This window comes from Sphingomonas sp. T1, assembly GCF_902506585.1.
GTDB lineage: Bacteria > Pseudomonadota > Alphaproteobacteria > Sphingomonadales > Sphingomonadaceae > Sphingomonas > Sphingomonas aerolata.
The window spans coordinates 2,046,119-2,065,772 of sequence record NZ_LR733875.1 but is presented as its reverse complement, the minus strand read 5'-3'; the positions used below and the strand labels follow the sequence as shown (position 1 = coordinate 2,065,772).

The following is a 19,654-nucleotide window of genomic DNA, read 5'->3' as shown; positions in this document are numbered from 1 at the left end:
CAGGATTGAACAAGCTGGAGCAAAGACCGATCTTGCACAGGATGAGGACGATCGTCTTTCTGGTCACGACCGCCGCCGCCCTGCCGGGCTGCATCAACGTGTCGGCGCCGGACAAGCCGATCGAGATCAACCTCAACATCAATGTGACGCAGGAAGTGGTCTATCGTCTCGATGGCGAGGCGAAATCGCTGATCCAGCAGAATCCGGGGATATTCTGAGATGAAGATCAAGGCTTTGACGATGATCGCGGCGGTGGCTGTGCTTGGCGGCCTGTCGGTCGCCGCGTCGGCGCAGCGTGACCCCGCCTATGCCGCAGCGCGCGCGGGCGGCGAGGTCGGCGAGCAGCCCGACGGCTATCTCGGGCTGGTCGGCGCGGCGAGCGGCGATTTGCGCGCGCTGGTCAACAGCATCAACATCCAGCGCAAGTCGGCCTATACCGCAAAAGCGCAGGCGAGCGGCGCGACGGTCGAGCAGCTGGCGTTCACCAGCGGTTGCAACCTGATCGCGGGGACCAATCCGGGTGAGAAGTACAAGACGCCGGGTGGTGTCTGGAAGACGCGCACCGCCGCCGCACCGGAGCGTGATTCGCGCTGCGTCTGAGCATGCTGTCCTGATGCCCTCCGTCATCCTGGGCTCGACCCAGGATCCAGAACCACACATGGTCCGCCTGCGGCTCTGGATCCTGGCTTTCGTCAGGATGACGGATGATAGACGGCGTAACGCGCCCCGCAGTCACCACATTGATGACGATACTGTCACACCGGTTGACTTGGCCCCCCCCCTTTTCTAAACGGACCGCGCCTTGGCGGGATCGCTCGTCGCTGCGTATATCTCCCCGGTGTCGTATCAGGTGGAGAGCATGTCGTGGCGGAGATCGAACCCGGACAGGACCCCTACGGTGTTGAAGATCCGCGACTTTCCGCGCTCGATGAGCGATTGAGGGAGGTCAAGGCTCGGGAGACGCTGAAAAAGGGGCAGGGAGGGCCGGATGCCGAGCGGGGTTACTCGCAGGGCAATCGGGTCATCTCCGCCCTGATCGGGAGTCTCGTCGGCAGTGCGCTGATCGGATGGTTGATTGACCATTGGGTCGGCACTGGGCCTTGGGGTCTGATCGTGTTGCTGTTCCTCGGAATAGCGGTCGCGTTCAGGCAAATCATTCGAATTTCAGGCGAACGCCCGGAGTAGCCGGGCGTTTGTCGTTTCAAGACGGCAGGGATTCCACGTGGCGGCAGAACAGGGCGGCAAGATCGATCCGATGCACCAGTTCCTGATCGAGCCGGCGTTCGGCTCGCACTGGATCGTAGGTGGTTACGACCTGTCTTTCACCAATTCCGCGATGTGGATGGTGGTGACGCTGGTCGCACTTTGGGCCTTCATGATCGGCGGAATGAAGCGCGAGCTCGTCCCCGGTCGCTGGCAAGCCGCGGTCGAGGGCTTTACGGGCTTCATCTCGGGCATGCTCGAGCAGAATGTCGGGCCCGGCGGCAAGCGCTTCATCCCCTACGTCTTCTCGCTGTTCATGTTCATCCTGTTCGCGAACATCATCGGCCTGATGCCGTTCGGTATCGTGCCGGGCGTTCACCCGTTCACCGTGACCAGCCACATGACCGTCACCGGCGTGCTGGCGCTGATCAGCTTTGCGATCGTCCTGATCGTCGGCTTCGGCAAGCACGGCTTCCACTTCTTCTCGCTGTTCGTGCCGAGCGGCACGCCCGCGCTGATGATCCCGCTGATCTTCGTCGTCGAGCTGATGTCGTTCCTGGTGCGTCCGTTCTCGCTGGGTCTGCGACTGTTCGTGGCGATGACCGCGGGGCATATCCTGCTGAAGGTGCTCGCGGCGTTCGTGATCAACGGCATCAACCTGGGCGGCGTCTACATCGGTCTGGTGACCGCGCCGAGCATGCTGCTGATGATCGGCATCACGCTGCTCGAGCTGCTGGTCGCCGCGATCCAGGCCTATGTGTTCGCGCTGCTGACGTCGGTCTATCTGAACGACGCGGTCAACCTTCACTAAGTTTTCTTTCGAACCACTACTGATTTTCCAAGGGAGTTTTAACATGGACGTCAACGCAGCAAAGATGATCGGTGCCGGCCTCGCAGCGATCGGCATGGGCCTCGCCGCACTCGGCGTGGGTAACGTCTTCGCACAGTTCCTCGCTGGCGCGCTGCGCAACCCGGGCGCTGCAGACAGCCAGCAGGGCCGTCTGTTCATCGGCTTCGCAGCTGCCGAGCTTCTCGGTCTGCTCGCATTCGTCACGATGATCATCTTGGTGTTCGTCGCCTAACATGCGCTGATCTGGCCGGGCGATATCCCGTCCGGCCGTATCACGAAGGACTGCCATGCCCCAGATTGCCCAGATAGCCGCCACCTACGCTTCACAGATTTTCTGGCTGCTCCTCACCTTCGGGATCCTGTATTTCGGGATCGGCAAGGGGATGGTGCCTAAGATCGTGTCGACCGTGGACGCGCGTGAAGGCCGAATCGCGGGCGATCTGGCAGCGGCAGTCGCTGCACGGGCGCAGGCCGATACGGTCCAGGCGACCTGGCAGGCCGAAATGGATGCGGCGCGCGTCGCGGCACAGGCCGAGACCGCGGCCGCAGCCAAGCGGGCGGCAATGGCGTTCGAGCAGCAGGTCCACGCGGCCGATGCCGACATCGCCGAGCGTCTCGGTCATCACGATCTCGCCGTGGCGAATGCGAAGGCGCAGGCCCTCGCCAATCTTCAGAATGTCGCAGCCGAAGCGGCACAGCAACTGGCCGACAAGGTCGCCGGACTTCAGGTGAGCCTGGACTCGGCGAGCGATGCGGTACGCAGGACGATGGCTCATGGCTAATACCCCCGCCGCCAACCCGGACGCACCGGCCAAGGTGATCTCGGCCGAGGGCATGGCGCCCGAAGGCTCGATCGACAATCAGGGGTTGCAGGGTCACACCGTCGCGCCCGGTACCGTCGAGCATGTCGTCGACCCGACCGCGCTCGGCGTCAACTCGACCGGCTGGGTCGCGATCGCGATGATCATCGTCCTGGCGCTGATGGTGTGGAAGAAGGTCCCCGGCATGATCGGGCGGTCGCTCGACGCCAAGATCGCCGGGATCCGCACGCAGCTCGACGAGGCCAAGGCGCTGCGTGCCGAAGCCGAGGCGATCCGCGCGGAGTATGAGGCCAAGGCCGAGACCGCGCATCTCGAAGCCGAGGCGATGAAGGCGCATGCGCATACCGAAGCCGCGGCGATCATCGCCAAGGCCAAGGCGGGTGCCGAGGATCTGATGACGCGTCGCGCCAAGATGGCGGAGGACAAGATCGCCGCCGCCGAGCGCGCCGCGATCGCCGAGGTCCGTGCGCGGGCCGCCTACGCCGCTGCCAAGGCAGCCGGTATCCTGATCGCCGAGCATCACGATGCCGCCGCCGACCGCGCGATGGTCGATCGGTCGATCTCGGGGCTTAGCCGCCTGAACTAATCGTCTGTTCCCCCGCGAAAGCGGGGGGCAGGTTCTCACGACACAGCGCCCGCAACCCTGGACCACCGCTTCGACGGGGGAACGGTCGTTCGCTTGGCGCCTTTTTCGTTTTTCACAGGCGGCCGTCTCTTCCCGGGTTTCCGGCGGCTGCGTCTCCAATCTGAGCCCGTTGGAGATACCCTGATGTCCTGGCTCATCCTCGGCGTTGCCGTGATCACCGAAATCACCTGGGCGCTCAGCCTCAAATGGGCAGCGACCGTTGCCACGTGGCAGGCGTCTTCGGTTCCGATCGTGCTGAGCTTCGTCAACATGGGCCTGCTCGCGCTCGCGATGCGCGGCCTGCCTGCTGGCACTGCCTATGCAATCTGGACCGGCGCTGGGGCGATCGGCGTGATCATCGGTGGCGTGATCCTGTTCGGCGATAAGGTCAGCGGGGTCCAGGCCTGTTTCATGGCACTGACCGTAGTCGGTATCGTCGGCACGAAGGTGTTCGCACAGGCCTGAGCTTCTGCCTTTGCCCGCAGGGCGTTCAGAAGGTTCGTTCACGCGAAGGCGCTATGGCGCGAAGAGAAGGATGGTTCACGCGGAGACGCGGAGGCGCGGAGACGCGGAGGTGCTGCATGCCGGGCTGGCGTCTTGGCCAGTGCCGGGTGAGTTTAAGCCTTCGGCGATTTGAGAACGGGCGCCGCTCTCCCCCAATCTTCTCTCCGCGCCTCCGCGTCTCCGCGTGAACCATCCTTCTCTTCGCGCCGTCGCGCCTTCGCGTGACCATCAAGTCCTCGGCTGGCATAACCCCCTCCGACTCCCTAGATTCCCAGCGATGTCCTCCCCCAATTCCCCCGACCGTTTCAACGAAGACAAATCCACCTTCGCCGTCCGCGGCGGCGGCGAGGCGCCCGATCTTGCGGCGGGCGTCGCGGCGATCCGTAACGTGCTCGACACGCTGCCGATCCGCCCCGGCGTCTACCGGATGCAGGATGCGCGCGGCGACGTGCTCTATGTCGGCAAGGCGCGGGCGCTCAGGAACCGTGTCGCCAACTATGTCCAGGTCGAACGGCTCACCAAGCGGCTGCAGCGGATGGTGTCGCAGACCCGGTCGATGACGATCGTCACGACCAACAACGAGGCCGAGGCGCTGCTGCTCGAATCGCAGCTCATCAAGCGCTATCGCCCCGCCTACAACGTGCTGCTGCGCGACGATAAGAGCTTCCCGTTCATTCTGCTGCGCGACGACCATGAGTTCCCGCGCGTCCAGAAGCACCGCGGCGCCCGGCGTGCGAAGGGCAATTACTACGGCCCGTTCGCAAGCGCCGGATCGGTCAACAACACGCTCAACGCGCTCCAAAAGCTGTTCCTGCTGCGCAGCTGCACCGACAGCTTCTTCAAAACCCGCGACCGGCCGTGCCTGCTCTACCAGATCAAGCGCTGCTCCGCGCCGTGCGTCGGCCGGATCGACGAGGCGTCGTACAAGGAGCTGGTCGAGGACGCGAAGAGCTTCCTCGCGGGCAAGTCGACCGGCGTGCAAGCCAAGCTCGGTGCGCAGATGCAGGCGGCGGCCGAAAACATGGACTTCGAACTCGCCGCGCTGCTTCGCGACCGGCTGAAGGCGCTGACGTTTATCCAGGGCACGCAGGCGATCAACGCGGAAGGGGTGGGCGACGCGGACATCTTCGCGATGGCGTGCAAGGATGGGCTGATCGGCATCCAGGCGTTCTTCATTCGCGGAGGGCAGAATTGGGGTCATCGCAGCTTCTTCCCGCAGCACACCAACGACGTGCCCGAGGACGAGGTGCTGACCAGTTTTCTCGGCCAGTTCTACGAGGACGTGCCGCCCGCACGGCAGATCCTGCTCGATCGCGAGCTTCCCGAGGGCGCGCTGCTGGTCGAGGCGCTGGGCGAGCGCGCGGGTTACAAGGTTGCGGTGCAGGTGCCGCAGCGCGGCGATCGCCGCCGGCTGATGGATCAGGCCAAGCGCAACGCGATCGAGGCGATCGAGCGACGTCAGGCCGAGTCGACGACGCAGGCCAAGCTGCTGCGCGAGGTCGCCGACCTGTTCGACCTGGCCGAGCCGCCGCAGCGCATCGAGATCTACGACAACAGCCATATCCAGGGCACTGCCGCGACCGGCGCGATGGTGGTCGCCGGCCCCGAAGGCTTCCGCAAGGGCCAGTATCGCAAGTTCAACATCAAGAACAAGGAGACCATCCCGGGCGACGATTTCGGGATGATGCGTGAGGTCTTCACCCGGCGGTTCGCGCGTGCGCAGGCCGAGGATCCCGATCGCGACTCGGGCGAATGGCCTGACCTGGTGCTGATCGACGGCGGCAAGGGGCAGCTCAATACGGTGAAGGCCGCGCTCGAGGAGCTAGGCGTCGAGGACGTGTGCCTCGTCGGGATCGCGAAGGGGCCGCAGCATGGCCGTGACGGGCGCGAGGTATTCCACATGCTCGACGGCCGCGAATTCCAGCTGCCCGTCAACGCGCCGGTGCTGTTCTACCTCCAGCGCTTACGTGACGAGGTCCACCGCTTCGCGATCGGCGTCCACCGCGACAAGCGCAGCAAGGCGATCGGCGCGAGCCCACTCGACGAGGTCCCCGGCATCGGCCCCGCGCGCAAGAAGGCGCTGCTGATGCATTTCGGCACCGGTCGCGCGGTCCGAAATGCCAGCCTGCAGGATCTGCAGCAGGCGCCGGGCGTGTCCGCAGCGGTCGCACAGCAGGTGTATGACTTTTACCATTCAAGGTAATTCAGTTTAATAATGTTGATCAATCGTCAGCTGTGGCCGATAGATTGCGGAGGTCGGGTCACGCCTGTCTCGTAGGCGGAAACCTTATCTTCACCACGGGACACTAGGCCAGTGACGTGACCACGGCAGTTTTCCTGACGATCGACACCGAATTTGCCTGGCGGCACCACCGCGAGGGGCTTTGTAGCGATACAATCTACCACCGGTCGGTCGAGCCCGCGGGGGTCGGGATCAGCTATCAGCTCGACAAGCTCGCGCGGTACGGGCTGAAGGCGTGTTTCTTCGTCGACCCGATGCCCGCGCTGACCTTCGGGATCGAGCCGGTCCGGCGGATGGTCGCGACGATCCTCGACGCGGGGCAGGAGGTTCAGCTGCATCTCCATCCCGCCTGGACCGCCGCGATCGCGCGGGACCGCGGCGCGAATCACGCGAAGTTCGACCTGTCCGACTATCCGCTGGCCGAACAATACGCGCTGATCCTGCAAGCTACCGAACTGCTGATCGACGCGGGTGCGCCCGACCCGATCGCGTTTCGCGCGGGCAGCTATGCCGCGAACGACGATACGCTAGCCGCGCTCGCTGCGCTCGGTTTCGCGTATGACAGCAGCCATAACGGTGCGGCGGCGTGCGATGCGAGCAGGATCTCGCTGTCGCCGCGTCAGATCGCGCCAGTCGCCGTGCAGGGCCTGATCGAGATCCCGGTGACCGTCATCGAGGATCGGCCGGGTCAGTTGCGGACGCTGCAGCTCTGCGCCCTGTCCGCGAACGAGAGCCGCGATGCGCTCGAGCACGCCGCGGCCCGGGGGCATGTCGCCGCGACGATCGTCAGCCATGGTTTCGAGCTCGCGAATCGGCAGGGCACGCGCGCGAACGCCGTCCATGTCCGCCGGTTCGAGGCGCTGTGCGCGACGCTGGCGGAGCTGCGCACGGATTTGCCGACCCGGCATTTCCGTGATCGCCCGCCGCTGGTCCTCGGCCGGCACGACCGGCCGCTGGCGCGCGATCCGATCCGGCGGGGCCTGCGCCAGGCCGAGCAGCTCTGGTCGAACTGGGTCGAAGAACGCGCCTGATGACCGCGGTCAGTGTCCGCCTGAAGTTCCAGCTCGGCGCCCGCACGCTGGCGACGATCCCGCGCCGGCTGGTTCGCGTCGCGCTGTCGCTCGACGATGTGCTGGCGGGCGACGTGCCGATTCTGCCCGCGCTGCCGACTCAGGCCGATGGTTATCTAATCACCTCGTTGCCCGCGGACCGGGTGGACGCGCTGAACACGCATGGCCTGCTGACCGTCGTCCGCCAGCGTTATGTCCGGTATCACGCCGACCTGCGGATCGGCGAGGCGGCATGGCTTGCGACGCTGTCGGGCAGCGCGCGGTCGGGGCTGAAGCGCAAGACGAAGCGGCTGGCAGCGTTGTCGGGCGGCACGCCCGACATCCGCGCCTATCGGACCCCTGCTGAGATCGCGGTGTTTCACCCGCTGGCGCGGACGGTGTCGGCGACGACCTATCAGGAGCGGCTGCTGGGATCGGGGCTGCCCGATGGCGAGGCGCCGCTGCAGGGTTTCGAGGCGCTCGCCGCGGCGGACCGGGTGCGGGCCTGGCTGCTGTTCGTCGAGGGCCGGCCGATCGCCTATCTCTGCTGTACCGCGCAGGGCGGGACGCTGCGCTATGACCATGTCGGGCATGACCCCGCCGATAACGCGCTGTCGCCAGGTGCGGTGTTGCAGGTCGAGGCGATGCGGCAGCTGTTCGACGACCGCTTCGTCTGGTTCGACTTCACCGAGGGGGAGGGACAGCACAAGCGCCAGTTCGCCACTGCGGGGACGGCGTGCGTCGATCTGCTGCTGTTGCGGCCGACGCTGGCAAACCGCGCGACGGTGGCCGCGCTGGGGGCGTTCGATGATGCTGCGGGCTGGGCAAAGCGTACGCTGTCGCATCCGCGACTCGCGCGCGTGATGCGCGGGATCCGGCGCTAGGCGCGCCTGACCGGCGGATCTGGAACAAGCGGAGTTTTCGAGGCTCCCGTTCGTCACGACGCACGCGTAAGAACGGGCGATGCACCTTCGCGCGTCCGCCATCGTCGTCGCCGTTCGCCAGCATGGCGAGCATGGCGCGATCGTGCGGGCGTTGACGCGTGAGGACGGCGTGCAGCCGGGCTATGTGCGCGGCGGGCGGTCGCGCGCGATGCGGCCGGTTTTGCTGGCGGCGAACGTGATCCAGGGCGAATGGCGCGCGCGGACCGGCGACCAGCTCGCCGCGCTGACCGCCGAGCTGATCCACAGCCGCGCGACGCTGCACGGCGAGCCACTCGCGGCAGGCGCGCTCGAATGGGCGACGGCGCTCGCCGCGGTCGCGCTGCCGGAGGCGCAGCCCTATCCGCATATCCACGACGCGCTCGACGGCTTCCTCGGCGCGATCGAGGCGGCGCCGTCGGCGCGCGGCTGGGCCGCGGCGCTGGTACGGTACGAACTGCTGCTGCTCGCGGAGCTCGGTTTCGGTCTCGATCTCGACCAGTGCGTAGCGAGCGGCGCGGTCGACGACCTCGCATTCGTCAGTCCGCGGAGCGGGGCGGCGGTGTCGCGCGGTGCGGCGCAGGGCTATGAAGCCAAGCTGTTGCCGCTGCCCGCTTTTCTTACTGCCGGGGGCGAGGCGGGGTGGCCGGACATCTTCGACGGACTGCGGCTGACCGAGCATTTCCTGACTCGCGATGTTCTGGTCGAACGCCGTGCCGAACCGCTCGCAGCGCGGGCTCGCCTCGTCGATCGGCTCAAAAGGGCGGTTGCGTGAGCGCGGCTTGCCCGGCAAGGGCGGCGGCGGAGGAACGCACATGCCCTTGATCGCGATACTGGCCGGCGACGGCATCGGACCCGAAGTGACCGCCGAGGCGCGCCGCGTGCTCGACCGGCTCGACCTCGATCTGAGCTTTGACGAGGCGCTGGTCGGTGGTGCGGCGTACAAGGCGGCGGGGCATCCGCTGCCGCCCGAGACGCTGGCGCTCGCGCGGCGCGCGGACGCCGTGCTGTTCGGTGCGGTCGGCGACCCCGATTGCGATCGGCTCGAACGGCATTTGCGACCAGAACAGGCGATCCTGGGCTTGCGCAAGGAGCTGGGGCTGTTCGCTAATTTGCGTCCGGCCAAGCTGTTCGCGGGGCTGGAGGATGCGTCGTCGCTGCGGCCGGAGATCGCACGCACGATCGATATGGTGATCGTCCGCGAGCTGACCGGCGACGTGTATTTCGGCGCCAAGGGCATCCGGACGACGGCCGAGGGCCTGCGCGAAGGCCATGACGAGATGCGTTACGACGAGGCGGAGATCGCCCGGATCGCGCGTGTCGGGTTCGAGACCGCGCGTACCCGCAAGAGCAAGCTGCTATCGGTCGACAAGGCCAATGTCTTGGAGACGTCGCAGTTGTGGCGCGACGTCGTGATCGAGGTCTCGGCGGACTATCCTGACGTCGCGCTCAGCCACATGTATGTCGACAACGCTGCGATGCAGCTCGTGCGCGATCCCGGCCAGTTCGACGTCGTCGTCACCGGCAATCTGTTCGGCGACATCCTGTCCGACCAGGCGTCGATGTGTGCGGGATCGATCGGCATGCTGCCCTCCGCCGCGCTCGATGGCCAGGGTCACGGTCTGTACGAACCGATCCACGGCAGCGCGCCCGACATTGCCGGGCAGGGCAAGGCGAACCCCTGTGCCGCGATCCTGTCCGCAGCGATGATGCTCCGGCATTCGCTCGACAAGGCCGACGCGGCCGACCGGATCGAGGCGGCGGTGGCTGCGGCGATCCTGGGCGGCGCGCGGACGCCTGACCTCGGCGGCACGCTGACGACGCGCGCGATGGGCGACGCGGTGATCGCATCGCTCGGGTGAGTCCGGTCGAGCTGGACGCGGAGCGGGGCGCGGGGCCGGACACGCTCGAGATCGCGGTCGTCATCCCGACGTTCAACGAAAAGGCGAACGTCGCCGCGTTGATCGCCAAGCTCGACCAGGCACTGGCGGGACGGCGCTGGGAGGCGATCTTCGTCGACGACGACAGCCCTGACGGCACGGCGGAGGCGGCGCGCGTGCTCGGGCGCAGCGACATGCGCGTCCGCGTGATCCAGCGGATCGGCAGGCGGGGGCTGTCCTCGGCCTGTATCGAGGGGCTGTGCGCGACCGCCGCGCCCGTCGTCGCGGTGATCGACGGCGATCTGCAGCATGACGAGACGCTGTTGCCGAAAATGCTCGACCTCCTTCAGGCGGGCGATCACGACGTCGTGATCGGTTCGCGCTTCGTCAGCGGCGGCGGGACCGGCGACTGGGATCGCGACCGCGTCGCCAAGTCCGCGCTCGCCACGCGGCTGTCGCGGCGCGTGCTCAAGGCGGATCTGAGCGATCCGATGAGCGGCTTCTTCGCGATCCGTACCGACGTCGCGCGCGCGCTTGCGCCCAGACTGTCGGCGATCGGGTTCAAGATCCTGCTCGACCTGCTGACCGCGTCGCCCGAGCCGCTGCGGTTCGCCGAGCTGCCCTATACCTTCCGCTGCCGGACCGAGGGGGAGAGCAAGCTCGATCACGTCGTCGCGCTGGAATATCTGATCGCGCTGTACGACCGGATGTTCGGGCGGTTCGTGCCGGTGCGGTTCGCGATGTTCTCGGCGATCGGCGTGCTCGGCATCGGCGTGCACATGGCGGTGCTCAGCGCGCTGTTCCTCGGGATCGGGACGTCGTTCCTGCTCGGGCAGATCGGCGCGACGCTGGCCGCGCTGACGATGAACTTCTTTCTCAACAACGCGCTGACCTATCGCGACCGGCGGCTGAAGGGGTGGCGGCAGCTCGCCGATGGCTGGGTATCGTTCGCGCTGATCTGTTCGGTTGGCGCGATCGCCAATGTCGGGATCGCGGCGTTTATGCACGACGTGCGCAACGACGCCTGGGCGGTGTCGGCGATGATCGGCGTGCTGGTCGGCGCGGTTTGGAATTATGCGTTGTCATCCAGGTTTACCTGGGGTCGCTACTAGCGCGCGCGACCCTCCGCAGGGGTTGTCATCACCGCCCGCCCCCGGCAAAGCGTCGCCATGAAGCGCAAGACCGGCCAAGATCGTTCGATCACCCAGAACTGGCGTCCGCAGACGCAGGCCATCCGCGGCGGCACCGCCCGCAGCGAATATGGCGAAACGTCGGAAGCCCTCTTCCTCACCTCGGGCTATTGCTACGACAAGGCCGGCGACGCCGCGGCGCGCTTCGCCGGCGAGCAGGACGGGATGACCTATTCCCGGCTCCAGAACCCGACGGTGCAGATGCTCGAGGAGCGGATCGCGCTGCTCGAGGGGGCTGAGGCGTGCCGGTCGATGGCGACGGGCATGGCGGCGATGACCGCGGCGCTGCTGTGTCAGTTGCAGAGCGGCGATCACCTGGTCGGCGGCCGCGCGGCGTTCGGATCGTGCCGCTGGCTGACCGATACGCTGCTGCCCAAGTTCGGGATCGCCACGACGATCGTCGACGCGCGCGACCCGCAGGCGTTCCTCGACGCGGTCCGGCCCGAGACCAAGGTGTTCTTCTTCGAGACGCCCGCCAACCCGACGATGGACATTGTCGACCTGAAGGCGGTGTGCGACATCGCGCGCGAGCGCGGCATCACGACCGTCGTCGACAATGCGTTCGCGACGCCGGCGTTGCAGCGGCCGATGGAGTTCGGTGCCGACGTCATCGCGTACAGCGCGACCAAGATGATGGACGGGCAGGGTCGCGTGCTCGCGGGTGCGGTGTGCGGGACAGAGGATTTCATCACCAACACGCTGCTGCCCTTCACGCGCAACACCGGGCCGACGCTGTCGCCGTTCAACGCGTGGGTCGTGCTCAAGGGGCTCGAGACGCTCGATCTGCGTATCCGCCGCCAGTCGGAAAATGCGCAGAAGGTCGGCGCATTTCTGGAAGCGCGCGTGCCGCACATCCTGCATCCGGGCCTCGCCAGCCATCCGCAGCACGAGCTCGCGATGCGTCAGATGGACGCGTGTGGCCCGATCTTCGCGTTCGAGGTCGAAGGGCGCGAACAGGCGCATGGCCTGCTCGACGCGCTGGAGCTGGTCGATATCTCGAACAATATCGGCGATTCGCGGTCGCTGATGACGCATCCGGCGTCGACCACGCACGCGAGCGTCTCGCCCGACAAGCAGGCTGAGATGGGCGTGACCGAGGGGCTGTTGCGGCTCAATGTCGGCCTCGAGGACGTGCGCGACGTGATCGACGATCTCGACCGGGCATTGGGCAAGGTCGGGCTGTGAAGGCGCTGTTCCCCAGTGCGGCGACGACGCGCGGGGTGACGGTGCGCGTCTCGGTCAGCTATCTGCCCGAACAGTCCGAGCCGCAGCGCGGGCGCTGGTTCTGGGCCTATCATATCCGGCTGGAAAATGACGGGCCCGGCGGGGTCCAGCTGCTGACGCGACACTGGATCATCACCGACGGGCATGGCGCGCGCCACACCGTCGAGGGCGAGGGTGTCGTCGGCGAACAGCCGCTGATCGAGCAGGGTGCGAGCTTCGACTATGTCTCGGGCTGCCCGCTCGCGACGCCGACGGGGGCGATGCGCGGATCCTATCGGATGGTCGACGATACCGGTGCGGTGTTCGAGGTGGCGATCCCGCATTTCTCGCTCAGCGCCCCGGCGGTGATTTCGTGAAGCGTACGCACCTTCCGCTGAACGGGCTGCGCGTGCTCGATGCGGCGGCGCGCCACCTGTCGTTCACGCGTGCCGCCGACGAGCTCGCAGTCACCCCCGCCGCGGTCGGGCAGCAGATCCGCGCGCTCGAGGACACGCTGGGCGTCGTGCTGTTCCGGCGTACCACGCGCGGGCTCGAACTGACGCCCGAGGCCGAAGCGGGGCTCGGGCCCTTGCGCAACGGCTTCCTCCAGTTCGAGGAAGCGGTCCGCGCGATGCAGGCGGGGCAGACGTCCAAGTCGCTGACGATCGCCGCGCCGCGCGACCTGACCGAGAAATGGCTGATGCCGCGGCTCGCCGAGATTGCTGCGGCGGATCCCGACCTGCGCTTCGTCCTGATCACCGCGGACGAGACGGTCGACTTTACCGAGGCCAATCTCGACCTCGCGATCCGCTGGGGCGATGGTCCTGGCGAGAATGAGGGCGAGGCGCTCGAATCCGAAGGGCTCGTCACGATCGCCGCGACCGGCAGCGCGTCCGAGGCGATCATCGCCTGGCCCGGCGCGCCCGCGCTCGACCCGGCGGCGGGGGATGCCACGGCACTCGTCCGCGTCGGTGATGCAGGGCTTGCGATCGATGCGGCGGCGGCGGGGCTCGGGCGGGCAACCGTGCCCGAACTGCTGGCGCGGCGCGGGCTCGATGCGGGGCTGGTCCGGATCATCGGCGACGCGCAGCCGTCGCGTGGCGGCTATTGGCTCGTCGCGCCGCTGCCGCAGTGGCGTCAGAAGAAAGTGCGCGCGCTCGTCGATGCGTTGATCGCTTGAGGCGTCGCGCGCTGCCCCATCCGGTGCTGGTGACGCCGCGGCTCCGGTTGCGTCGGCTCGTTCAGGCGGACGCGGTCGCGTTGCACCCGACGCTCGCCGACGCGGACCTGATGACCTATTCCGCGGATGGTCCTCTGACGTCGATCGAGGCGACGCGGCTCTATCTGATCGAGGATGCCGCCGACGTGAACTGGCGCGCCTGGGCGATCACCCGGCACGGCGACGACCGGGCGATCGGCTGGGTGTCGGGCGGGCGGATGCGCGGGCAGGGGGTGACCGAGATCGGCTTCATCCTCGCGCGCGCGCACTGGGGCCGCGGCCTGGCTAGCGAGGCGGTATCGGCGGTGCTCGATCAGCTGTTTGCCGAGGGGCAGCACCGCGTGTTCGCCGATGCCGACAGCGAGAACCGCGCGTCGATCCTGTTGCTCGAACGGCTGGGGTTCCGGCGCGAACGGCTGCTGCGGGGCGAATGGGAGACGCATATGGGGCTGCGCGACAGCCTGATCTACGGGCTTCACGCCGATGACTGGCTGGCGGCGGCCCTGCCACAATCCGCGTAACGCGGTCACTTGAGCGAACCCGGTTGCTCGCCTAAGTCGGCGGCATGACATCGACGAACGACATCCGCCGCGGCTTCCTCGACTATTTTGGTTCGCAGGGACACCAGATCGTGCCCTCTGCGCCGCTCGTGCCGCAGAACGACCCGACGCTGATGTTCGTCAATGCGGGGATGGTGCCGTTCAAGAACGTCTTCACCGGCCTCGAATCGCGCCCCTATACGACCGCGACGTCCAGCCAGAAGTGCGTCCGCGCGGGCGGCAAGCACAATGATCTCGACAATGTCGGCTACACCGCGCGGCATCACACCTTCTTCGAAATGCTCGGCAATTTCTCGTTCGGCGATTATTTCAAGGAACAGGCGATCACGCATGCGTGGACGCTGCTGACCAAGGACTGGGGCCTGTCGCCGGACAAGCTGACCGCGACCGTCTATCACACCGACGACGAGGCGTTTGATCTCTGGAAGAAGATCGCGGGCCTCCCTGAGCACCGCATCATCCGCATCCCGACCAAGGACAATTTCTGGTCGATGGGCGACAACGGGCCGTGCGGGCCATGCTCGGAGATCTTCTACGACCACGGCGATCACATCCCCGGTGGCCCTCCCGGCAGCCCCGACGAGGATGGCGATCGCTTCGTCGAGATCTGGAACCTCGTGTTCATGCAATATGAGCAGGAAAATGCCGAGATCGTCGGCAATCTGCCCAAGCCCTCGATCGACACCGGCATGGGGCTCGAGCGGATCGCCGCGGTCATGCAGGGCGTCACCGACAATTACGATACCGACACGTTCAAGGCGCTGATCGCAGCCTCCGGCGCGCTGACGCATACCGCGACCGACGGCGCGAACACCGCGAGCCACCGCGTGATCGCCGATCACCTGCGCACCGCAGGCTTCCTGGTCGCGGACGGCGTGCTGCCGGCGAACGAGGGTCGCGGCTATGTCCTGCGCCGGATCATGCGCCGTGCGATGCGCCACGCGCATATCCTCGGCGCGAAGGAGCCGTTGATGCACCGGCTGGTGCCGTCGCTCGTCACCGAGATGGGCGCGGCCTATCCCGAGCTGTTCCGTGCGCAGCCGCTGATCGAGGCGACGCTTCAGCAGGAGGAGACGCGGTTCCGCCAGACGCTCGACAAGGGGCTGAAGCTGCTCGACGAGGCGACCGCGGACATGACCGAGGGGACGCTTGCGGGTGACGTCGCGTTCAAGCTCTACGACACCTATGGCTTCCCCTACGACCTGACCGAGGACGCGCTTCGCGAACGCGGGCTCGCGGTCGACCGCGAAGGCTTCGACACCGCGATGGCCGAGCAGAAGCGCGCCGCGCGGGCTGCTTGGAAGGGTTCGGGCGCCAAGGCTTCTGACGATATCTGGTTCGACATCGTCGAGCAGAGCGGCGGCACCGAATTCCTCGGCTATGCCTCGGACACCGGCGAAGGTGAGGTCGTCGCTTTGGTCAAGGACGGCGCGCGCGTCGACCATGCGACGACGGGTGATACGGTGTCGATCGTCGTCAACCAGACGCCCTTCTACGGCGAGAGCGGCGGGCAGGTCGGCGATGCCGGGCACATCTCGACCGACACCGGGCTGCGCGCGACCGTCACCGAGACGTCGAAGCAGCTAGGCCGCGTGTTCGTCCACCATGCGATGGTCGAGTCGGGCGGCATCAAGGTCGGCGATACGGTCAAGCTGCAGATCGACGTCGCGCGTCGTGCGCAGATCCGTGCCAACCACTCCGCAACGCATCTGCTGCATGAAGCGCTGCGGGAGCGCCTCGGCAAGCATGTCGCGCAGAAGGGGAGCCTAGTCGCGCCCGATCGCCTTCGCTTCGACTTCTCGCAGCCGGTCGCGATGACGCCCGCCGACATCGCGCAGGTCGAGGCCGATGTGAACGCGCAGGTCCGCGGCAACGGCGCGGTGACGACGCTGCTGATGACCCCCGACGACGCGATCGCGATGGGCGCAATGGCGCTGTTCGGCGAGAAATATGGCGACGAGGTCCGCGTCGTTTCGATGGGGTCGACCGACGAGGGCACCTATTCGATCGAACTGTGCGGCGGCACGCATGTGACAGCGCTCGGCGATATCGGCCTGTTCAAGGTCGTTGGCGAAGGCGCGGTGTCGAGCGGCGTGCGTCGTGTCGAGGCGCTGACCGGCGAGGCGGCGCGCGCCTATCTGACCGGGCGTGACGATCGCCTGCGCGAGGCGGCGGCGGCGCTGAAGTCGACCCCCGACGAGGTGCCTGCGCGCGTCGCAGCGCTGATCGAGGATCGCCGGCGTCTCGAGCGTGAGCTGGCGGATGCGAAGAAGGCGCTGGCGCTTGGCGGCGGCGGTTCCGGTGAGGCGGCGGGACCCGAGCAGGTCGGCGGCGTGGCCTTTATCGGGCAGATGCTGAACGACTTCGAGGCGAAGGGCCTGCGCGGCGCGGTCGACGAGGCCAAACAGCGGCTGGGGTCGGGGATCGCGATGCTCGTCGCGATCAACGACGGCCGCGCCTCGGTCGCGGTCGGCGTGACCGCGGATCTGGTCGCGAGCCACAATGCGGTCGACCTGCTGAAGATCGCGGTCGCCGCGCTCGGCGGGCAGGGTGGTGGTGGCCGTCCGGACATGGCGCAGGGCGGCGGGCCTGATGCGGACAAGGCGGCGGATGCTGTGGCTGCGGTGCGAGCGAAGCTGGCGGGCTGAGGGGCTTTTGCTCCGTGTCGTTCCCCCGCGGACGCGGGGCCCAGCTAAGTTCCGGTAGCGCCCGCTACTCTGGGCCCCCGCCTTCGCGGGGGAACTATGAGAAGGGTCGGCCCCGATAACCACCACCCCGGCGAAGGCCGGGGCCCAGGTGGGAAGGCCGACGTAACGGAGGACTGTCCCCCGTTATTGCCGTCCCCCAACTGGGCCCCGGCCTTCGCCGGGGTGGGGCTTTGGGCGTGGTAGTGGCGTCATCCCCAACCAAAATCACGCCGCCCCGCGCACCGCCGCCAGCGTTGTCCCGGCGGTGATCGCCTCGATATCCGTGACCAGGTGCAGCAGTCGCACGCCGGACCTCCCCATCGCCCGGTCGAGCGCCGCGGCGAAATCCTCGGTCTTGGTGACCGTTTCCGCCCAGCACCCATAGGCCCGGCCCAGCGCGGCGAAGTCGGGATTGCGCAGCGCGGTTCCCGACACCCGCCCCGGATATTCGCGTTCCTGATGCATCCGGATCGTGCCGTAGCCGCCATTGTCGACGACCAGCACCAGCATGTCCGCCCGCTGCGCGACCGCGGTCGCCAGCTCCTGCCCGTTCATCAAGAAGCAGCCGTCACCCGCCAGCGCGACCACGGTCCGCTCGGGATGCCTCAGGGACGCGGCGACCGCGGCGGGCACGCCGTAACCCATCGCTCCGGCGGTAGGCGCAAGCTGCGTGCCCGGCCCGGCATAGGCCCAGTAGCGATGCCACCAGCCCGAATAATTCCCCGCGCCGTTGCAGAGGATCGCATCCGCGGGCAGCCGCTCGCGCATCGCCGCGACGCACGGCCCCAGGTCCATGACCAGATCGCGCGGCGCCGGCGTCGACCAGGCGCGCCATTCGGCATGCGCCTCCTGACCCGCGGTCCGCGGCGGTAGGTCGACCGCGAGCAGCGCCTCTGCGAATTCGGCCATCCCCGCGCACACCGCGACGTCGGCGTGATAGGTGCGGTTCAACTCATTGGGATTGGGGTGGACATGGACGATGCGCTGCCCCGGATGATCGGGCGTCACCAGCGCATAGCCATCGGTCGTCGCCTCGCCGAGCCGGGGGCCGACGACGAGCAGCAGGTCGGCTGCCTTCACCCGCTCGACCAGCTTCGGATTGGGGCCATAGCCGAGATTGCCCGCCCAGACCGGGCAGGCGTTCGGGATCGCATCCTGCCGCCGGAACGCCGCGGCGACGGGAATGCCGTTGCGATCCGCCCAGGTCGAGAACGCCCCCGACGCAGCCGCATCCCAGCCCGCGCCGCCGACGATCGCCACCGGCCGTTCGGCGGTCGTCAGCAGATCCGCGAGCAGGTCCATCATGTCCACGTCGCACGCCTGCGCGACGCGCTCGACCCGCGGCCGGTCGACCGCCTCGACCAGGTCGAGCAGCATGTCTTCGGGGAGTGCGAGCACCACCGGCCCGGGGCGTCCCGACATCGCGGTCGCATAGGCGCGCGCGACATATTCCGGAATCCGCCGGGCATCGTCGATCCGCGCCGCCCATTTGGCGATGGGCGCGAACATCGCCTGAAAATCAATCTCCTGGAACGCCTCGCGGTCACGCGTGCCGCGGTCGATATCGCCCACGAACAGGATCATCGGCTGGGAGTCCTGCATTGCGACATGCACGCCGATCGACGCGTTGGTCGCACCGGGCCCGCGCGTGACGAAGGCGATGCCGGGACGGTGCGTCAGCGTGCCGTCCGCGCACGCCATGAACGCCACGCCGCCTTCCTGCCGGCATACCACCGTCTCGATTGCGGGCGTGTCGTGCAGCGCGTCGAGCACCGCGAGGAAGCTTTCGCCGGGTACGGTAAAAATACGGTCGCAGCCTTGTGCGACGAGTTGGTCGACGAGAATTTGGCCGCCGGTACGCTGGGTCATGACAATCTCCTGTCGGCACCGTAGCCCGGCAATCGTCACCAAGTCGAGAACGCCCGCCCGACATTGCCGTCCACTGCCCGGCGCATTATGCCGCGGTAAAGACGATAGGAGGATGCATGGCGAACAAGCGCTACACCGACGCGGCGGCGGCACTCGAGGGCGTGCTGTTCAACGGGATGACGATCTGCGCGGGCGGGTTCGGGCTGTGCGGCATCCCCGAGCGGCTGATCGACGCGATCGAGGCGTCGGGCGTCAAGGACCTGACGATCGCGAGCAACAATGCCGGGATCGACGGGCAGGGTCTCGGCAAGCTGCTCCGTTCGCGCCAGGTGAAGAAGATGATCTCGTCCTATGTCGGCGAGAACAAGGAATTCGAGCGGCAATATCTGAGCGGCGAGCTCGAGGTCGAATTCTGCCCGCAGGGGACGCTTGCCGAGCGCTGCCGCGCGGGCGGCGCGGGCATCCCCGGCTTCTACACCAAGACCGGCGTCGGCACCCTGGTGGCGGAGGGCAAGGAGGTGAAGAGCTTCGACGGGCAGGATTATATCCTCGAACGGGGCATCCGTGCGGACCTGAGCATCATCAAGGGCTGGAAGGCGGACGAGAGCGGCAACCTGATCTTCCGCAAGACCGCGCGCAACTTCAACCAGCCGATGGCCACCGCGGGCAAGATCTGCGTCGCCGAGGTCGAGGAGATCGTTCCCGTTGGCAGCCTCGATCCCGATACTATCCACCTGCCGGGGATCTATGTGAAGCGGATGATCGTCGGTGCGCCCTACGACAAGAAGATCGAATTCCGCACCGTCCGCGAGCGGGTCTCCGCGTGAAACCA

At 67.2% G+C, this 19,654-nt stretch carries 21 protein-coding genes; 20 read left to right on the top strand and 1 reads right to left on the bottom strand.

All coding sequences use genetic code 11. The annotated features are described in order from the left end of the window. Window positions 1–41 precede the first annotated feature (41 nt). From GV027_RS09370 to alaS, 19 genes are all read left to right on the top strand, one after another. Entirely contained in the window at window positions 42–218 is a 177-nt protein-coding gene (locus GV027_RS09370; RefSeq protein ID WP_081874129.1) for a YnbE family lipoprotein, read from the top strand. A gap of 1 nt (window position 219) precedes the next feature. Further along, window positions 220–600, top strand: a complete 381-nt coding sequence (locus tag GV027_RS09365; protein WP_031439562.1) for a YdbL family protein — start codon at window positions 220–222, stop codon at window positions 598–600. Window positions 601–864: 264 nt separating this feature from the next. Next, a complete protein-coding gene (locus GV027_RS09360) occupies window positions 865–1,185 on the top strand; it encodes an AtpZ/AtpI family protein (RefSeq protein WP_031394298.1) in 321 nt (106 codons plus the stop codon). Window positions 1,186–1,255: 70 nt separating this feature from the next. Beyond that, window positions 1,256–2,014, top strand: a complete 759-nt coding sequence (locus GV027_RS09355; RefSeq protein ID WP_031394299.1) for a F0F1 ATP synthase subunit A — start codon at window positions 1,256–1,258, stop codon at window positions 2,012–2,014. A 43-nt stretch (window positions 2,015–2,057) separates the two neighbouring features. Continuing rightward, window positions 2,058–2,285 carry a F0F1 ATP synthase subunit C gene (locus tag GV027_RS09350; RefSeq protein WP_031394300.1) on the top strand — a complete coding sequence of 76 codons (228 nt, stop codon included), beginning with the start codon at window positions 2,058–2,060 and terminating at the stop codon, window positions 2,283–2,285. Between the two features lie 55 nt (window positions 2,286–2,340). After that, entirely contained in the window at window positions 2,341–2,835 is a 495-nt protein-coding gene (locus GV027_RS09345) for a F0F1 ATP synthase subunit B family protein (protein WP_056680109.1), read from the top strand. Beyond that, complete coding sequence (locus GV027_RS09340) at window positions 2,828–3,460, top strand: F0F1 ATP synthase subunit B family protein (protein ID WP_159511687.1); 633 nt, start codon at window positions 2,828–2,830, stop codon at window positions 3,458–3,460. The genes GV027_RS09345 and GV027_RS09340 overlap by 8 nt, the downstream gene beginning before the upstream one ends. Before the next feature lie 183 nt (window positions 3,461–3,643). Continuing rightward, the gene (locus GV027_RS09335; RefSeq protein WP_056405346.1) at window positions 3,644–3,964 is read left to right on the top strand and encodes a DMT family transporter; all 321 of its coding nucleotides are present in this window, start codon (window positions 3,644–3,646) and stop codon (window positions 3,962–3,964) included. Between the two features lie 316 nt (window positions 3,965–4,280). After that, complete coding sequence (uvrC, locus tag GV027_RS09330) at window positions 4,281–6,206, top strand: excinuclease ABC subunit UvrC (protein ID WP_159511686.1); 1,926 nt, start codon at window positions 4,281–4,283, stop codon at window positions 6,204–6,206. 116 nt (window positions 6,207–6,322) lie between these two features. After that, on the top strand, window positions 6,323–7,276 hold the full coding sequence (locus GV027_RS09325) for a polysaccharide deacetylase family protein (protein WP_159511685.1): 954 nt from the start codon (window positions 6,323–6,325) through the stop codon (window positions 7,274–7,276). Continuing rightward, entirely contained in the window at window positions 7,276–8,178 is a 903-nt protein-coding gene (locus tag GV027_RS09320) for a GNAT family N-acetyltransferase (protein WP_159511684.1), read from the top strand. Before GV027_RS09325 ends, GV027_RS09320 begins: the two co-directional genes overlap by 1 nt. A 79-nt stretch (window positions 8,179–8,257) precedes the next feature. Next, window positions 8,258–8,989 (top strand): DNA repair protein RecO, encoded by a 732-nt coding sequence (recO, locus tag GV027_RS09315; RefSeq protein ID WP_159511683.1) that lies wholly within the window; start codon window positions 8,258–8,260, stop codon window positions 8,987–8,989. A 40-nt stretch (window positions 8,990–9,029) separates the two neighbouring features. Further along, window positions 9,030–10,076 carry a 3-isopropylmalate dehydrogenase gene (gene leuB / locus GV027_RS09310; protein WP_107932795.1) on the top strand — a complete coding sequence of 349 codons (1,047 nt, stop codon included), beginning with the start codon at window positions 9,030–9,032 and terminating at the stop codon, window positions 10,074–10,076. Then, window positions 10,073–11,206: a glycosyltransferase family 2 protein gene (locus tag GV027_RS09305; protein WP_236559133.1), complete on the top strand. Its 1,134-nt coding sequence runs from the start codon at window positions 10,073–10,075 to the stop codon at window positions 11,204–11,206. Before leuB ends, GV027_RS09305 begins: the two co-directional genes overlap by 4 nt. A gap of 57 nt (window positions 11,207–11,263) precedes the next feature. After that, window positions 11,264–12,469, top strand: a complete 1,206-nt coding sequence (locus tag GV027_RS09300) for a trans-sulfuration enzyme family protein (protein ID WP_159511682.1) — start codon at window positions 11,264–11,266, stop codon at window positions 12,467–12,469. After that, the gene (apaG, locus tag GV027_RS09295) at window positions 12,466–12,864 is read left to right on the top strand and encodes a Co2+/Mg2+ efflux protein ApaG (RefSeq protein WP_159511681.1); all 399 of its coding nucleotides are present in this window, start codon (window positions 12,466–12,468) and stop codon (window positions 12,862–12,864) included. Before GV027_RS09300 ends, apaG begins: the two co-directional genes overlap by 4 nt. Further along, window positions 12,861–13,667 carry a LysR family transcriptional regulator gene (locus GV027_RS09290; RefSeq protein ID WP_056680126.1) on the top strand — a complete coding sequence of 269 codons (807 nt, stop codon included), beginning with the start codon at window positions 12,861–12,863 and terminating at the stop codon, window positions 13,665–13,667. Before apaG ends, GV027_RS09290 begins: the two co-directional genes overlap by 4 nt. Beyond that, on the top strand, window positions 13,664–14,227 hold the full coding sequence (locus GV027_RS09285; RefSeq protein WP_236559132.1) for a GNAT family N-acetyltransferase: 564 nt from the start codon (window positions 13,664–13,666) through the stop codon (window positions 14,225–14,227). The genes GV027_RS09290 and GV027_RS09285 overlap by 4 nt, the downstream gene beginning before the upstream one ends. Window positions 14,228–14,271: 44 nt before the next feature. Beyond that, on the top strand, window positions 14,272–16,914 hold the full coding sequence (alaS, locus tag GV027_RS09280; protein WP_159511680.1) for an alanine--tRNA ligase: 2,643 nt from the start codon (window positions 14,272–14,274) through the stop codon (window positions 16,912–16,914). A gap of 264 nt (window positions 16,915–17,178) precedes the next feature. On the opposite strand, the gene GV027_RS09275 is transcribed toward alaS, so the two are convergent. Next, entirely contained in the window at window positions 17,179–18,822 is a 1,644-nt protein-coding gene (locus tag GV027_RS09275; RefSeq protein WP_159511679.1) for a thiamine pyrophosphate-binding protein, read from the bottom strand. A gap of 116 nt (window positions 18,823–18,938) precedes the next feature. On the opposite strand from GV027_RS09275, the gene GV027_RS09270 reads away from it, so the two are divergent. Next, window positions 18,939–19,649, top strand: coding sequence for a CoA transferase subunit A (locus GV027_RS09270; RefSeq protein WP_159511678.1), 711 nt, complete (start codon window positions 18,939–18,941; stop codon window positions 19,647–19,649). Window positions 19,650–19,654 lie beyond the last annotated feature (5 nt).

Excerpts from the sequence above, each read along its gene's own strand:
- GV027_RS09300 (WP_159511682.1), top strand. The coding sequence starts at position 11,264 with ATGAAGCGCAAGACCGGCCAAGATCGTTCGATCACCCAGAACTGGCGT.
- GV027_RS09320 (WP_159511684.1), top strand. The coding sequence starts at position 7,276 with ATGACCGCGGTCAGTGTCCGCCTGAAGTTCCAGCTCGGCGCCCGCACG.
- GV027_RS09355 (WP_031394299.1), top strand. The coding sequence starts at position 1,256 with ATGCACCAGTTCCTGATCGAGCCGGCGTTCGGCTCGCACTGGATCGTA.
- GV027_RS09340 (WP_159511687.1), top strand. The coding sequence starts at position 2,828 with ATGGCTAATACCCCCGCCGCCAACCCGGACGCACCGGCCAAGGTGATC.
- GV027_RS09350 (WP_031394300.1), top strand. The coding sequence starts at position 2,058 with ATGGACGTCAACGCAGCAAAGATGATCGGTGCCGGCCTCGCAGCGATC.
- GV027_RS09335 (WP_056405346.1), top strand. The coding sequence starts at position 3,644 with ATGTCCTGGCTCATCCTCGGCGTTGCCGTGATCACCGAAATCACCTGG.
- leuB (WP_107932795.1), top strand. The coding sequence starts at position 9,030 with ATGCCCTTGATCGCGATACTGGCCGGCGACGGCATCGGACCCGAAGTG.
- alaS (WP_159511680.1), top strand. The coding sequence starts at position 14,272 with ATGACATCGACGAACGACATCCGCCGCGGCTTCCTCGACTATTTTGGT.
- GV027_RS09365 (WP_031439562.1), top strand. The coding sequence starts at position 220 with ATGAAGATCAAGGCTTTGACGATGATCGCGGCGGTGGCTGTGCTTGGC.
- GV027_RS09270 (WP_159511678.1), top strand. The coding sequence starts at position 18,939 with ATGGCGAACAAGCGCTACACCGACGCGGCGGCGGCACTCGAGGGCGTG.
- GV027_RS09345 (WP_056680109.1), top strand. The coding sequence starts at position 2,341 with ATGCCCCAGATTGCCCAGATAGCCGCCACCTACGCTTCACAGATTTTC.
- GV027_RS09275 (WP_159511679.1), bottom strand. The coding sequence starts at position 18,822 with ATGACCCAGCGTACCGGCGGCCAAATTCTCGTCGACCAACTCGTCGCA.
- uvrC (WP_159511686.1), top strand. The coding sequence starts at position 4,281 with ATGTCCTCCCCCAATTCCCCCGACCGTTTCAACGAAGACAAATCCACC.
- GV027_RS09370 (WP_081874129.1), top strand. The coding sequence starts at position 42 with ATGAGGACGATCGTCTTTCTGGTCACGACCGCCGCCGCCCTGCCGGGC.
- recO (WP_159511683.1), top strand. The coding sequence starts at position 8,258 with ATGCACCTTCGCGCGTCCGCCATCGTCGTCGCCGTTCGCCAGCATGGC.